The sequence below is a fragment of the Kitasatospora sp. NPDC088783 genome (genome assembly GCF_044750705.1).
In the GTDB taxonomy this organism is placed as follows: Bacteria; Actinomycetota; Actinomycetes; order Streptomycetales; family Streptomycetaceae; genus Kitasatospora; species Kitasatospora fiedleri.
In genome coordinates this window covers 14,282-27,179 of record NZ_JBIVKJ010000005.1, presented here as the reverse complement: position 1 = coordinate 27,179, position 12,898 = coordinate 14,282, and the positions used below count along the sequence as shown (strand labels likewise).

Genomic DNA, 12,898 nt, shown 5'->3' with positions numbered 1-12,898 from the left:
CGCCCGTACTTGTCGCCGCCTCGGTCGCGGTCAGAGCAGCAGGACGGCCGCCACGACCAGCCCGGCCAGCACGATCGCGCCGAGCACCGATCCGGCCACGGTCAGGCCGATCCGGGTGGAGCGGTCCATCCGGCGGGTCCAGCCGGTGCCGTCCATCACTTCGGCGACCAGGTCGGTCAACTCACCGGAGTCGAAGCGGTATTCGGCGGCGGTGACCCCGTCCGGGCCGACCGTGCGGAACCGCCGGACCTCCTTGTGGATGACGGTGCCCCGCACGCTGCTGCGCGACGCCGACACCTCCGGCCCGCCGGGGCCGGGGCCCGCCCGCCAGCTCAGCTCGGTGAGCTGCTGCTCGCGGGTGTAGGTGCGGGCCACCGGGTCGAAGCGCAGGGCGATCCGGTAGTCGGTGGAGATCCGGTGCTCGTACAGGAAGCCGCGCCAGTACCGGTCCGCGAGATCGAGTCGGAGCAGCAGCCCGTCCTCGCTGCGGGTCACGGTGTAGGGCGTGCCCCGGGTGCGGGCCGCGAACGCCTCGTAGAGGCCGTCCAGCTCCCGGTCCCGGTCACCGCCGCCCTTGGCGCCGGTCCCGGCACCGGACCCGGACCCGAATTCGGACACTCCGGTCATCTGTCACTCCTCTCCCGCCCCGCCGGCAGGGTGCCGCAATCTACCAGGGCACTCTTCGGAGCCCCGGCCCGCCCCCCCCCCGGCACTCTCACACGGCGCGCAGCAGGTGGTCCGCCGGGGCGTAGTCGATCTTCCAGTCGACGTAGACCCCGGCCGTACCGTCCCGTTGGCAGCGCAGCCCCACCGTCACCCAGCGGACCGCGCCGTCGGCCGTCAGCGCGAACGCCACCGCCGCCTCGAACTCGTCTCCCCCGCACGGGCATTCGGCCACCTCCGGGTCGGCCTCCTGCCACACCTCCGCGCTGTCCGCGAGGAGGACCTGCCCCCTGCAGCGCACGCACTCGCGCCCGGCGCAGCCCTCCAGGTCGTCCACCCGGACGGTGAACACCCGCCCGCCGCAGTCCTCGCACGCGCACCCGAGCAGCACCGTCGGGCCGTCCCCGACGGCTCCGCGCAGGAACGTCCTCAGCTCCTCGGAGACGGCCCCGCCGTCACCCGTCCGCTGCTGTTGTCGCGCATCCGTGTCCACGGCCTCATCCTGGCAGGGCCCTCCGACACCCCGGAGGGCGCGGCACAGCCGGCCCCCCGACGCTACGACCTGCGGCGGGCCACCAACTCGCGGGCGGCGTCGGCACAGTGCGGGAAGTCGAAGGCGAAGCCCGCCCCCAGCAGCCGTCCCGGCACCACCCGGCGGCTCTTCAGCAGCAGTTCGGTGTCGGTCCGCAGGGCGAACGCGCCGAGCTCGGCCATCCGGCGGGTGGCCGGCAGGCCCACCGGCATGCCATTCGCGCGCCGCAGCTCCCGCATCAACTCCCGTTGCGGGAGCGGGTTCGGGGCGGCGAGGTTGACCGGGCCGGTCAGTTCCCCGTGCTCGACCAGGAACCGCACGGCCCGGACGAAGTCGTGCTCGTGGATCCAGGAGACGTACTGCCGCCCGCCCGCGACCGGTCCGCCCAGGCCGAGCCGGGCCAGCCGGGACAGCACGTCGAAGACACCGCCCCGGTCCGGGCTGAAGACCATGGCGCTGCGCAGCGCGACCTTCCGGGTGGCGGGCGTCGCGGCGGCGTCCTGCGCGGCCTCCCAGTTCCGGGCGATCCGGACGCTGTACTCCCAGTAGTGCGGGACGTCCGGCTCGGTGCCGCCGATGATGCCGGTCGCCTCGTCGTTCGGGGCGTCGAAGCGGTGCGCGTACACCGTCGCCGTGCTCATCTGGAGCCAGACCCGGGGCGGGCGGGCCGCGGCGGCGATCGCCTCGCCGACCACCCGCGTCGAGTCGACCCGGGAGTCCATCATCTGCCGGAGGTTCTCCGGCGTGTAGCGGCAGCTGACCGTCCGCCCGGCCAGGTTGACCACGACGTCGGCACCGTCCAGCTGCTCGGCCCAGGGGCCGAGGGTCCGGCCGTCCCAGGCCGTGTGGTGCGGGGCGGTGGGCGTCCGGGTGAGGAGCACCACCTGGTGGCCGCCGGCGCGCAGGGCGCGTTCCAGCAGTGTGCCGACCTGCCCGGTCCCGCCGGGTATCACGTACTTCACGGAGAAGAACGTACTCCGATTCTTGAACGCGTTCAATTCTGTTTCGCGGCTCCTTGACGGCTCCCTCCCGCAGCTCCCTCCCGCCCTGCTGCGAGCATGGTTCCCGTCGACCACGGGGCCGGAGTGCCGGAACGCCGGAGTGCCGGGATACCGGAATGTCGAGATAGCGAGATGTCGAGCCGTGAACCAGGGGGACCGCGTGGAGCTACGGCAGTTGCGCTGCTTCGTCGCCGTCGCGGAGGAGTTGCACTTCGGGCGGGCCGCCGAGCGGCTGCTGCTCGGCCAGCCCGCCGTGAGCCAGCAGGTGCGGAGGCTGGAGCGGGAGTTGAAGGTCGAGCTGTTCGACCGCTCGCCGCGCCACGTGCGCCTGACCCCGGCGGGCGAGCGCTTCCTGCCCGCGGCCCGGAACGTGCTGGCGGCCGAGGACGCGGCCCGGGCCCTCGCCGCCGACCTGGCCGCACCCACCGTGCTCCGGCTCGGCACCGTCACCGGGCTCGGGGAGCGGCTCGACGACATCCTGGACGCCTACCGCCACCAGGCCCCGACCGTGCACGTCGAACTGCACTCCGCCCCCGTCCGGGAACGGCTGGCCCGCCTCGCGGACGGCCGGCTGGACGCCGCCTTCGTCCGCGGCGCCGTCCCGGAGCGGGACCCGGACCTGCGCTACCTCCCGCTCTGGCAGGACGAGTTGGTGATCGCCCTGCCCGCCGGGCACCCCCTCGCCGACCGGCCCGAGATCGACCTCGCCGACCTCGCCGACCTGCCCCTGCTGCTGACCGAGCGCCGCAACCACCCCACCCTGGTCGACCTGGTGACGGACGCCTGCGCCCGGGCCGGGTTCCGGCCGCTGCTCGGCCCGGCGCACAGCACCCTGCAGAACACCCTCGCCGCGATCGGCACCGGCGCCCCGCTGTGGACGGTGGTGTACGCCGCCAACGCCCTGATGACCAACACCCGTCGGATCGCCTTCCGCCCCTGCCGCACCCCGCTGGCCCTGCCGGTGTCCCTCGCCGTCCGGCGCTCCGCCCCGCCGCCCCGGCTGCTCCTGACCGCCTGCCGCCGACCGTCCGCACCTGCCACGTCCGCACCCGCTCCCACCAGTGACGATCAGGGTTCGTGATCGCTGCGAGAGCGAACCGGGTCTGGGTGCGGACGGGCCGATCCGGTGGACTGGTGTCGGCCGGAAGGACCGGCCCGCAGGACGGACCACAGGAGCCGAAGATGCCGATCGTCACCATTCAGCAGGGCCCGCGCCAGGTCGAGCAGAAGCGCGAACTGGTCGAGCGGATCACCGCGGCCTTCGTGGAGACCCTGGAGTGCCCGGCCGAGAGCGTGCTGGTGTGGATCCAGGAGTACCCGGCCGAGAACTGGGGCAAGGCCGGCAAGCTCACCGCCGACCAGTAGCCCCCGCCCCGGGCGGGCGCCGGACCCCACCGCCCTCGCCCGCCCGGGATGCCCGGGACACCCGGGACGCCCGGGACGCCCGGGACGCCCGCCCGAGGGGCGGCACCTGCCCGCCTCACTCCCCCGGCGGCCGCACCCAGGGTGCCCGCCGCCGGCCCGGCTCCAGGTGCGCGCGCCAGTACCGGAAGACCAACCCCGGCGACGACCTCGCACCGCCGGGCGGCGACCGCCCGGGCCGCCCCGGCCGCCCCGGCCGCCCGCCGCGATGTACGTTTCATCGCGCCGGGGTGGACCGCTGCCCTCAAGTGGGAGCGCTCCCAAAACTCTTGACGGTGCCCTGTCCGGTCTGGCTTCATATGGCAAGCCCGCGAGGGCGATAGGTGGGAGCGCTCCCGATCTTCCCCCACCACGAACGTCTCGGACCACCCCACCCCCACCGGACGTCCCCACCCGCGTCCAGAGAGGAACGAGACCCATGCGCCTCCAGCTGCACCGGCGCCTGTCGCGCCGCCTGGCGGGCTGCGCCGCAGCCCTGGCCGCCGCGCTCGTCGCCACGCTCTCCGCCCCGGCGGCCCCCACGGCCCACGCCGCCACGACCGACCCGACGACCACCGTCACGACCACCGCCACCGCCGCAGCCGCCGCCGGGGCCGGCTACTGGCACACCAGCGGCCGGCAGATCCTGGACGAGGCCGGGAACCCGGTGCGGATCGCGGGCATCAACTGGTTCGGCTTCGAAACCGGCAACTACGTGGTCCACGGCCTGTGGAGCCGCGACTACAAGTCGATGATCGACCAGATGAAGTCGCTCGGCTACAACACCATCCGACTGCCGTACAGCGACGACATCTTCAAGGGCACCACCCCGGCCAGCATCAACACCGCGAGCGGGATGAACGCCGACCTGGTCGGCCTCAACTCGCTCGGCGTGATGGACAAGCTGGTCGCCTACGCGGGCAACGTCGGCATGAAGGTCATCCTGGACCGCCACCGCCCGGACTCCGGCGGCCAGTCGGCGCTCTGGTACACCTCCGCGGTGCCGGAGTCGACCTGGCTGGCGAACCTCAAGTCGATCGCCGCCCGGTACGCGAACAACTCCGCCGTGATCGGCATCGACCTGCACAACGAGCCGCACGACCCGGCCTGTTGGGGCTGCGGCGACCTCGCCACCGACTGGCGGCTGGCCGCCCAGCGCGGCGGCGAGGCGGTGCTGTCGGCCAACCCGAAGCTGCTGGTCTTCGTCGAGGGCGTGCAGAGCTTCAACGGCAGCTCGTACTGGTGGGGCGGCAACCTCCAGGGCGCGGGGCAGTACCCGGTCCAACTGAGCGTCCCCAACCGGGTGGTGTACTCGGCGCACGACTACGCGACCAGCGTGGCGCAGCAGACCTGGTTCTCCGACCCGAGCTTCCCGTCGAACATGCCGGGCGTCTGGGACAAGAACTGGGGCTACCTGTTCAACCAGAACATCGCCCCGGTGTGGGTCGGCGAGTTCGGCACCACGCTCCAGTCCACCGTCGACCAGGCGTGGTTGAAGGCGCTGGTGCAGTACCTGCGTCCGACCGCGACGTCCGGCGCGGACTCCTTCCAGTGGACGTTCTGGTCGTGGAACCCCAACTCCGGTGACACCGGCGGAATCCTGAACGACGACTGGACGACGGTCAACACGGTCAAGGACGGCTACCTGGCCTCGGTCAAGGCCCCGGGCTTCGGCTCCTCCACCGGCGGCAACCCGGGCGGCGACGCCCAGGCCCCGTCCGTCCCGGGCGGGTTGACGGTCACCGGCACCACCGCGAGCAGCGTGTCGCTGTCCTGGACGGCGTCCACCGACAACACCGCGGTCACCGGCTACGACGTGTACCGCAACGGCGCGAAGGTCGCCTCGACGGCCTCGACCTCCTACACGGACAGCGGGTTGAGCGCGGCGACGGCGTACAGCTACACCGTTCGGGCGAAGGACGCGGCGGGCAACGTCTCGGCGGCCTCGGCCGCGGTGACGGCGACCACCGCGACCGGCGGCGGCGGGACGAACGCCGGGTGCGCGGCGGCGATCAGCCTGAACGACTGGGGCAGCGGCCTGACCGCGACGGTCACCGTCACCAACACCGGCAGCGCGCCCGTCAAGGGCTGGCAGGTCTCCTGGACGTGGCCCACCAGCCTCCAGATCAGCAGCAGTTGGAGCGCGAACGTGACCCGCAGCGGGCAGACCGTCACCGCGACGAACCTGTCCTACAACGGGGTGCTGGCCCCGGCGGCCTCCACCTCCTTCGGCGTCCAGGCGACCCGGACCGACGCGTCGGCCGCGGCGACCGCGACGGCGGTGTGCACCGCCACCTCCTGACCCGCCGACTTGCTCACCCGCTCCGCTCAACGCGCTTTCACCGTCGGCCGGTTCGTCCGGCCGGCGGTGAACGCGCCGGTGTGCGCCCGGGTCAGGGTCCGGGTCCGGGTCCGGGTCCGGGCAGCTGCCGAACGGGCCTACCCGGCAGGGTGGTTCAGCCCTCGCGCCGGGCCTCCAGGAACCCGGAGCCGTCGAAGCTCCCGGTGGACGGGAGTCCGCGTCCGAGCGCGGCGGCGAGATCGGCGATCGCGGTGTACTCGGTCCGCCAGCCGTGCGCGTCCAGCCAGTCGGCGGTACCGGCTCCGAGGCCGCCGCGCCACAGGGCGGTCATCTCGCCGAGGGCGCCCTCGGCGGCGACCCGGGAGACGTCGCGGCCCTGCTCGGTCAGCAGCCGGCTACCGGGGGCCGACAACTCGCCCACGGTGGTGAGGAGTCGGGCGGCCTGGTCGGCCTCCAGGTAGACCAGCAGCCCCTCGGCCAGCCAGCTGGTGGGCCGCCCGGGGTCGAACCCGGCCGCCAGCAGCCGGTCCGCCCAGGCGGGATCGGCCAGGTCGGCGGGCAGCGCGGTGCGGGCGCAGCTCGCCTCGGCCCCCTGCTCGTCGAGGACCTCCTGCTTGAAGTCGAGGACGGCCGGCAGGTCGATCTCGAACAGCCGGGTTCCGGGCGGCCAGGCCAGCCGGTAGGCCCGGGTGTCGAGCCCGGCCGCCAGCACCACCACCTGACCCCCATCGGCGGCAGCGGCAGCGACGAGCAGCCGGTCGTCGTAGAAGCGGGTGCGCATGATCCCCCGGGCCACCAGCCACCGGGCGAGCGGCCCGGCCGGTGCGGCGGTGGGCATCGGGGTCCCGGAGGCCTCGATGAACGCCAGCGCGTACGGGTCGGTGAACAGCGGCTCCGGTCGGCTGCTCTCGTAGGCGCGGACCCGGGCCACCGCGAGCGCGGTGCGCGAGACGGGGCTCAACTGGGCGGCGCGGGACGTGCCTGGGTCGGAGCCCGCAGGCTCGTTCGTCGTCATGCCCGTAAACTACATCGCCGCAGATGCATCTGTGAAGATGGATCTCTCGGAACGCATCCGCCCAGACGCATCTTCGCGGACACATCCCTGCCGATACATCCCCGCCAATACATCCGGGCAGATGCATCGGCGGGGATGCAGTGGCGCGGTAGCCTGTCCGCCATGGACGGCGTACGGCTTCTGCGACTGGGCAAGCGGCTCACCGAACTGGGCCGGGCGATGGTCACCGACCACGCCTCGGCGACGCTCACCCCGGGCGAGATCGCAGTGATCTCCGACGTGTACCAGCACCCCGGCAGCTCGGTGCAGGACATCCGGGTCCGCACCGGCTTCGCCCAGAGCCACGTCTCCACCTCGGTCGCCCGCCTGCGCGAACGCGGCCTGCTGGACGCCGCCCCCGACCCCGCCGACGGACGCCGCACCCTGCTGTCCGTCTCCACCCTCGCCCGCGGCTACGTCCGCGCCCGGGCCACCCGCCCCGCCGAACCGCTCCTCGCCAAGGCACTCGCCGACCCCGCCCAGGCCCGGCGGGCCGCCGAACTGCTCGACGAACTCGCCGCCCTGCTGCTCCCCGGCCCGCCCGCACCCGCCCCGCCCGACGCGGCAGGGCCGCCGCCCGCCGATCAGGGCTAACGGCAGGCGTCCGGACGGGCGGCGCCCGCCCCCGTCGGTGAGCATGGAACGGACCGATGCCCATCGGGGTCCGAGCCCAGCCCACGGAGGCCGTGAATGATCCAGATCGCCGACATCCGGGAGTGGCGCAACCACGACGTGGTCGACCAGGACGGCAAGAAGATCGGCAGCCTGGAGAACGTCTACGTCGACACCGCCACCGACGCACCCTCCTTCGCCACCGTGACGGTCGGCCTCCCGGGCCGGCACCGGCTGGTGTTCGTCCCGATCACGGACGCGGTGGCGGGCCCCGACTACCTGCGGGTGCCGTTCGGCCGCGGCGACGTGAAGAACGCGCCGTCCATCGGCACGGACGACGTGCTCACCGCCGAGCAGGAGCCCGAGGTCTTCGCGCACTACCACCTCGACTACGCCACCGGCGCGGGCGGCGAACGGCGCCTCGCCCGCCGCTGAACCGCGAACCGCGGACCCCGGCGGGCGACAGCACGACGACAGGCTCGGCGTCAGGCCCGGCGTACCGGGCCGACGCGTCAGGCCGACAGCAGCCCGGCCAGCCCGCCGTCCCAGTCGATCCGCTCGGACTCCTTGCCCAGCGGCACCGACTCGGTGGTGGCGGTGAGGAACGCGGCCAGCTCGGCACGGTCGACGGTGAGCACCACCGAGTCGCCCGCACGACCGAGCACCAGGCGGAGCAGCCCGCCGTCGATCGGCGTGAAGCGGATGTCGCCCTCTCCGACCGGCCCGCACAGCGAGGCCAGCAGCATCTCCCGGGACAGCACCCAGCTGGCCCCGGCGGCCCGCTCCCCGAAGTCGAGACGCACCGCGTACGGGTCGTCGGGCCGGTAGCGCCAGTCGGTGTCGAGGGCGACGGTGGAGCCGTCGGGGATGAGCAGGTGCAGGGTGATCTGCTCGGTCACAGGACCCATGGCGGTGCTCCCTTCCGTTTCTCGCAGACGGGCGGACAGTCGAGCGGGGTGGGCGAGCGAGTGCGACGCCTCTCGCAGCCACAAGTGGGTATCACGGGTGCGAGTCCCTATCGCGCACGCACCGACCCATCGCAATCGTTAGTGCCTGTTGCAATCGCAACAGCCTCTCGCAATGCCGATGCTTGAGCACGACAGTAAGAGGCTCTAACAGTCATGAGCGCCCATCGCGATCACGACTACCCATTGCGGCACGAACTCCCGCCCCCAACAGAGCGGTACGCACCAGCCAGGCACCCGACAGGCGCCCGGCAGCCCGGCAGACACCGGGCACTCAGGCCGCCATGTGCTGCCGGTGGCCTTCGACGTGGGCCTTGAAGGCGGCGAGTTCGTCTATGACCCGGCGGTCGGTGAAGCCGAGGCCCTCGACCAGGTGGTCCCACAGCCCGTGGGGTTCGGTGTCGAGCTGGAGCATCAGCCGGGTGGCCTGGTCGGCGGCGCGGTGGAAGGTGACCACGCCGGAGTGTCCGGGCAGGTCGGGGCCGCCGCTCCAAGCAATCCGGTCGGGCGGCAGCACCTCGGTCGCGGTGGCACCGCGCCCGGCCCCGCCGCGCATGCACTCCGGCAGCGGCGAGTAGTCGGTCCACTCGCGGTAGACGTCGCCGATCGGCGCGTCGATCTCGATGGATTCCTCGATCCGGCCCATGGATGTTCCCTCCTCCGCCGGGGTGCGGCCGCCGGGTGCGGCCCGCGTCCGAGGGCCGCTTGCCCCACCCGTCGCCACCTATGCGCGTTCGGTAGCCATTTCGGTGTGCAATGCTCTGAAGCCACCCCGGAATCACCCCCGGCGTACCCTTCACCGAACCTTCACACATGCGGTAGGCATGGTCGGCGATCGGCCGGGTACCCGGGGACGGACCGGCCGGAGACGAGGAAAGGACTGGCATCCCCGTGCCCACTGATGAACTTCTCCTGACTGCCCCTGTAGAGGCCCCCTCCGACCACCCCGGGACCGACGATCACCCCGGATCGTTCGCCCCGGCCTCCATGCCCACCCCCGTCCGTCTCTCCGGGCTCGACCCGGCGCTGCTCGCCGACCCGGCGAACACCAGCCCGGCCGACGCCCGCGAGCTGACCAGGGTGCTGCTGCGCCGGCTGGCCCGCCTGGAGGAGGGCACCCGGGAGTTCAGCTACGTCCGGAACACCCTGATCGAATTGAACCTGACCCTGGTCCGGTTCGCGATCCGGCGTTTCGGCCACAGCAAGGAGCCCTACGACGACCTGATGCAGGTCGGCTCGGTCGGCCTGATCAAGGCGATCGACCGGTTCGACCCCGAGCTGGGCGTCGAGTTCACCACGTACGCGGTCCCCACCATCGTCGGTGAGATACGCCGCCACTTCCGGGACACCACCTGGTCCGTGCACGTGCCGCGCCGCCTCCAGGAGCTGCGCCTGGACCTGGCGAAGGCGCAGGACGCGCTGGCCCAGACCCTGGACCGGGAACCGACCGTCGCCGACCTCGCCGAGTACCTCTCGATCTCCGAGGAAGAGGTCATCGAGGGCCTGGCCGCCGCGAACGCGCACACCGCCGGATCGCTCGACCTGACCTCCCCGGGCGAGGGCGACGGGCAGCAGCCCGCCGAGCGCCTCGGCCAGGTGGACGGCCGGTTCGCGCTGGTGGAGAACCTCGTCGCGCTGAAGCCGCTGATCGCCCAACTCCCCGAGCGGGACCGGCAGATCCTGGCCATGCGCTTCAGCGAGGACCTCACCCAGTCGCAGATCGGCGCCCGCCTCGGGCTGTCCCAGATGCACGTGTCCCGCCTGCTGTCCCGCACCCTGGCCCGGCTCCGCACCGGCCTGGACGCGACCAACTGACAGGCACGTCAACTCTCGTTGTTGCGGCGGCCCCCGCCGTCCGCACCGACCACACCGGGCACCCCGTCTCGACCGACACGCCCGACAGTGCGTAAGGTCGAGGCAGATCGGTCGAGAGGGAACAGGACGAGGATGCCAGCCGAGAACATGCCCGTGGCCCCCCTGGCGGTCGATGTGTGGCGTACGCCCTCCAGAGCAGCCGTGTGCGTGCTCTCAGGCGACCTGGACATCGAAACCCTGACCCCCGCTCGGGAGGCGCTCGACCTACTGGTCGCCGAGCGCCCCCCGGCGCTGGTCGTCGACCTGGGGCGGGTCGATTTCTGTGACTCGTCCGGATTGAACCTGCTGCTCCAGACCCGGATGGCGGCCGCCGACAGGGGGCTGTCCTTCCACCTGGCAGCACTCTCCGGATCGGTCCGACACCTGCTCGAACTAACCGGCGCGAAGGCGGTGTTCACTATCCATGAAAGCGTGGACGCCGCCCTCGCGGCAGACAGCTGACCGGCCCCTCCCGGGCCACCGGCCACCTGCTGTATCCGTACCGTCGGTCGCACCGGGCATAATCCGGGCGCGGCCGGGAAACCGACCCGTGAGAGCAAGCTGTGAGAGCGCCGTCGAGAACGAAGGGAACCCGCACGTGACACCGAGCCGGGGCACCCTGGACGGCGACCGTCCGGACGCGGGGGCGGCGCTGCCCCCCGGCGGGCAGCGCCGACGCCTGCGACTGGCGGGCGTTCCGCGCCCGGTGGCCCGGGCCCGGGGGTTCACCGCTGAGGCACTGGGCGACTGGTCGTGGTCCACGCCGCCCGACCCGGACCTCGCCGAGGACGTCGTCCTGCTGGTCGCCGAACTGGTCGGCAACGCGATGCTGCACGCCGGCGGCCCGCTGGAGCTGGTCCTCCACGCGACGCCCGACCGGCTGCGGATCGAGGTCAGCGACGCGTCCGAGGTCCTGCCCGAGCTGCGCACCCCGCACCGTCCCGGCCTGCCCGGCGGACACGGGCTGTACATCGTGCAGCGCACCGCCGACCGCTGGGGCGCGGACCGGCACGCCCAGGGCAAGTCCATCTGGGCGGAGATCGACGCCACCCGGCTGCTCGCTTAGCCCCACCCCGGGCCCACCCGCCCGGGTCCGCACCACCCGCACCTCGTGCAGCGCGCGTCCAGTCGTGACGCCGCGCAGAACGGAGGCGGTCCCCGTTCGTTCCGGGGACCGCCTCCGTTCTGCGTCTGTGCGTCTCCGCGCCGGTGAGCCGGCGCGTCTCTGGGTCCGAGCGTCCGGACGTCGGAGCGCCCGCACCCCGGGACGTTCGGGGGTGCGGGCGCTCCGGTGCGGGCGGGGGCCCCCCCCGTGCGCGGGGGGGGCGGGCCCGGGGGGGGGGGGCGGGGGGGGCGGGGGGCCCCACGTCCGGGCGCTCAGCCGGCGTGGGCGCGGTTGCGCCGCCTGCGGCGCAGCATGCCGCGCCGTTCCTCCTCGGTGCGGCCGCCCCACACGCCGTAGCGTTCGCGGGCGGCCAGCGCGTGCAGCAGGCAGCGTTCGCGGACGGGGCAGCGGGCGCAGACGGCCTTGGCCGCGCGGTCGCGGTCGTCGTGGGCCTGGCCGCGTTCCCCGGCGGGGTGGAAGAACAGCTGGGAGTCGGCGCCGCGGCAGGCCCCGGCGAGCTGCCAGTCCCACTCCTCCTCGAGGGCACCGGGCAGGCGCGAGATCACGGTCATCGGATGCTCCTTCCGTCGGACGGTCGGATCAACGGTTGGACAGATGGACGGATGAACGGATGTCCTGTCCGTCTAACCGCGATCCGCCGACCGAAGCCCCCCCCCGACCAGAAGCACCCGGACCACCGCTCCCCGCCCGCCGCCCCGTCCGGCCGTGCGGCCCACTTCCGGCCCGTTCTCGGCCCGTCCCCGGTCGGTGCCCGGTCGGTGTCCCCGGTCGGTGCCCCCGGCCCGGCCGGGGTCAGCCCTCTTCGGGCTCGGGCGGCGTGGAGACCGGGACGGCGAACTCGGGGCCGTCGTCGGGGGTCTTCTCGGCCTCGTCCGGCGGCGGCGCGCCCTCGGCGGTCATCCGGGCCTCCGGAGTCTCGGTGGGCGGCCACTCGTCGGCCGGCGCGCCCTCGTGGCTCCCGTGCTGGGTGTGCTGCTGCGTCATGCTCTCTCCCGCGGAGTTCGTCTCGGCCCCCGTTCCTCCATCCTGGCCCCCGGGGCGCGCCGATGCCCGGCCCGGCGGGCACCGGTGTGTCGAACACGCCCCGGGGTGCGGGAGCGGGCCGGGCCGGTTCCGGCTGGCGGGTTCGGCGGGGACGGGGCACGGTGGACGGGGGGATGTCGTGCACCGTCGCGAGAGGAGAGGCCATGTCGTCGAAGCGCCGCCGCAAGAAGAAGGCCCGCGCGAGGCGCGGAGCGAACCACGGCCGTCGGCCCCAGTGCTGACCGCCTCACGCCCCGCACCGACCGTCGCCGCCGACCACTGACGACGCCGAAGCGGCCGTCGCACCGGAACCCCAGCCCCGGTGCGGCGGCCGCTTCTGCGCGCTCCCCCGCCCTACGCCGCGG

16 protein-coding genes are annotated in these 12,898 nt (G+C 73.4%); 8 read left to right on the top strand and 8 right to left on the bottom strand.

Features of this window, described 5'->3' with window-relative positions:
- Positions 1-30: 30 nt before the first annotated feature.
- The 3 genes from ACIP60_RS15970 to ACIP60_RS15960 all read right to left on the bottom strand — a co-directional run bounded on the left by ACIP60_RS15970 (position 31) and on the right by ACIP60_RS15960 (position 2,157).
- Entirely contained in the window at positions 31-627 is a 597-nt protein-coding gene (locus ACIP60_RS15970) for a hypothetical protein (RefSeq protein ID WP_400684283.1), read from the bottom strand.
- A gap of 88 nt (positions 628-715) precedes the next feature.
- Complete coding sequence (locus tag ACIP60_RS15965) at positions 716-1,156, bottom strand: hypothetical protein (protein WP_400684280.1); 441 nt, start codon at positions 1,154-1,156, stop codon at positions 716-718.
- Between the two features lie 62 nt (positions 1,157-1,218).
- Positions 1,219-2,157, bottom strand: coding sequence for a TIGR01777 family oxidoreductase (locus ACIP60_RS15960; protein ID WP_400684278.1), 939 nt, complete (start codon positions 2,155-2,157; stop codon positions 1,219-1,221).
- A 199-nt stretch (positions 2,158-2,356) separates the two neighbouring features.
- Between ACIP60_RS15960 and ACIP60_RS15955 the strand changes: the two genes are divergently transcribed.
- From ACIP60_RS15955 to ACIP60_RS15945, 3 genes are all read left to right on the top strand, one after another.
- Positions 2,357-3,277 (top strand): LysR substrate-binding domain-containing protein, encoded by a 921-nt coding sequence (locus ACIP60_RS15955; protein ID WP_400684275.1) that lies wholly within the window; start codon positions 2,357-2,359, stop codon positions 3,275-3,277.
- 101 nt (positions 3,278-3,378) lie between these two features.
- Complete coding sequence (gene dmpI, locus ACIP60_RS15950; RefSeq protein WP_100839152.1) at positions 3,379-3,561, top strand: 4-oxalocrotonate tautomerase DmpI; 183 nt, start codon at positions 3,379-3,381, stop codon at positions 3,559-3,561.
- A gap of 475 nt (positions 3,562-4,036) precedes the next feature.
- Entirely contained in the window at positions 4,037-5,899 is a 1,863-nt protein-coding gene (locus ACIP60_RS15945) for a cellulase family glycosylhydrolase (protein WP_400684271.1), read from the top strand.
- A gap of 154 nt (positions 5,900-6,053) precedes the next feature.
- Here ACIP60_RS15945 and ACIP60_RS15940 read toward each other — a convergent pair whose 3' ends face one another.
- Positions 6,054-6,914: a class I SAM-dependent methyltransferase gene (locus tag ACIP60_RS15940; RefSeq protein WP_400684269.1), complete on the bottom strand. Its 861-nt coding sequence runs from the start codon at positions 6,912-6,914 to the stop codon at positions 6,054-6,056.
- Positions 6,915-7,076: 162 nt separating this feature from the next.
- On the opposite strand from ACIP60_RS15940, the gene ACIP60_RS15935 reads away from it, so the two are divergent.
- Both ACIP60_RS15935 and ACIP60_RS15930 read left to right on the top strand, forming a co-directional pair.
- Positions 7,077-7,547 (top strand): MarR family transcriptional regulator, encoded by a 471-nt coding sequence (locus ACIP60_RS15935; protein WP_400684266.1) that lies wholly within the window; start codon positions 7,077-7,079, stop codon positions 7,545-7,547.
- Between the two features lie 96 nt (positions 7,548-7,643).
- Entirely contained in the window at positions 7,644-8,000 is a 357-nt protein-coding gene (locus ACIP60_RS15930) for a PRC-barrel domain-containing protein (protein WP_400684264.1), read from the top strand.
- Positions 8,001-8,077: 77 nt separating this feature from the next.
- On the opposite strand, the gene ACIP60_RS15925 is transcribed toward ACIP60_RS15930, so the two are convergent.
- Together ACIP60_RS15925 and ACIP60_RS15920 are read right to left on the bottom strand one after the other, a co-directional pair.
- Positions 8,078-8,473 (bottom strand): SsgA family sporulation/cell division regulator, encoded by a 396-nt coding sequence (locus ACIP60_RS15925; RefSeq protein ID WP_159073251.1) that lies wholly within the window; start codon positions 8,471-8,473, stop codon positions 8,078-8,080.
- Positions 8,474-8,804: 331 nt separating this feature from the next.
- Positions 8,805-9,176, bottom strand: a complete 372-nt coding sequence (locus tag ACIP60_RS15920) for a hypothetical protein (protein WP_100839158.1) — start codon at positions 9,174-9,176, stop codon at positions 8,805-8,807.
- A gap of 341 nt (positions 9,177-9,517) precedes the next feature.
- On the opposite strand from ACIP60_RS15920, the gene ACIP60_RS15915 reads away from it, so the two are divergent.
- The 3 genes from ACIP60_RS15915 to ACIP60_RS15905 all read left to right on the top strand — a co-directional run bounded on the left by ACIP60_RS15915 (position 9,518) and on the right by ACIP60_RS15905 (position 11,450).
- Positions 9,518-10,345, top strand: coding sequence for an RNA polymerase sigma factor SigF (locus ACIP60_RS15915; RefSeq protein ID WP_400684260.1), 828 nt, complete (start codon positions 9,518-9,520; stop codon positions 10,343-10,345).
- A 132-nt stretch (positions 10,346-10,477) separates the two neighbouring features.
- Complete coding sequence (locus ACIP60_RS15910; protein WP_100839160.1) at positions 10,478-10,846, top strand: STAS domain-containing protein; 369 nt, start codon at positions 10,478-10,480, stop codon at positions 10,844-10,846.
- A gap of 136 nt (positions 10,847-10,982) precedes the next feature.
- Positions 10,983-11,450, top strand: a complete 468-nt coding sequence (locus ACIP60_RS15905; RefSeq protein ID WP_400684256.1) for an ATP-binding protein — start codon at positions 10,983-10,985, stop codon at positions 11,448-11,450.
- Between the two features lie 311 nt (positions 11,451-11,761).
- Here ACIP60_RS15905 and ACIP60_RS15900 read toward each other — a convergent pair whose 3' ends face one another.
- Together ACIP60_RS15900 and ACIP60_RS15895 are read right to left on the bottom strand one after the other, a co-directional pair.
- Positions 11,762-12,061, bottom strand: a complete 300-nt coding sequence (locus ACIP60_RS15900; protein ID WP_400684253.1) for a WhiB family transcriptional regulator — start codon at positions 12,059-12,061, stop codon at positions 11,762-11,764.
- A gap of 241 nt (positions 12,062-12,302) precedes the next feature.
- Complete coding sequence (locus ACIP60_RS15895) at positions 12,303-12,494, bottom strand: hypothetical protein (RefSeq protein ID WP_400684251.1); 192 nt, start codon at positions 12,492-12,494, stop codon at positions 12,303-12,305.
- Positions 12,495-12,898: the final 404 nt, after the last annotated feature.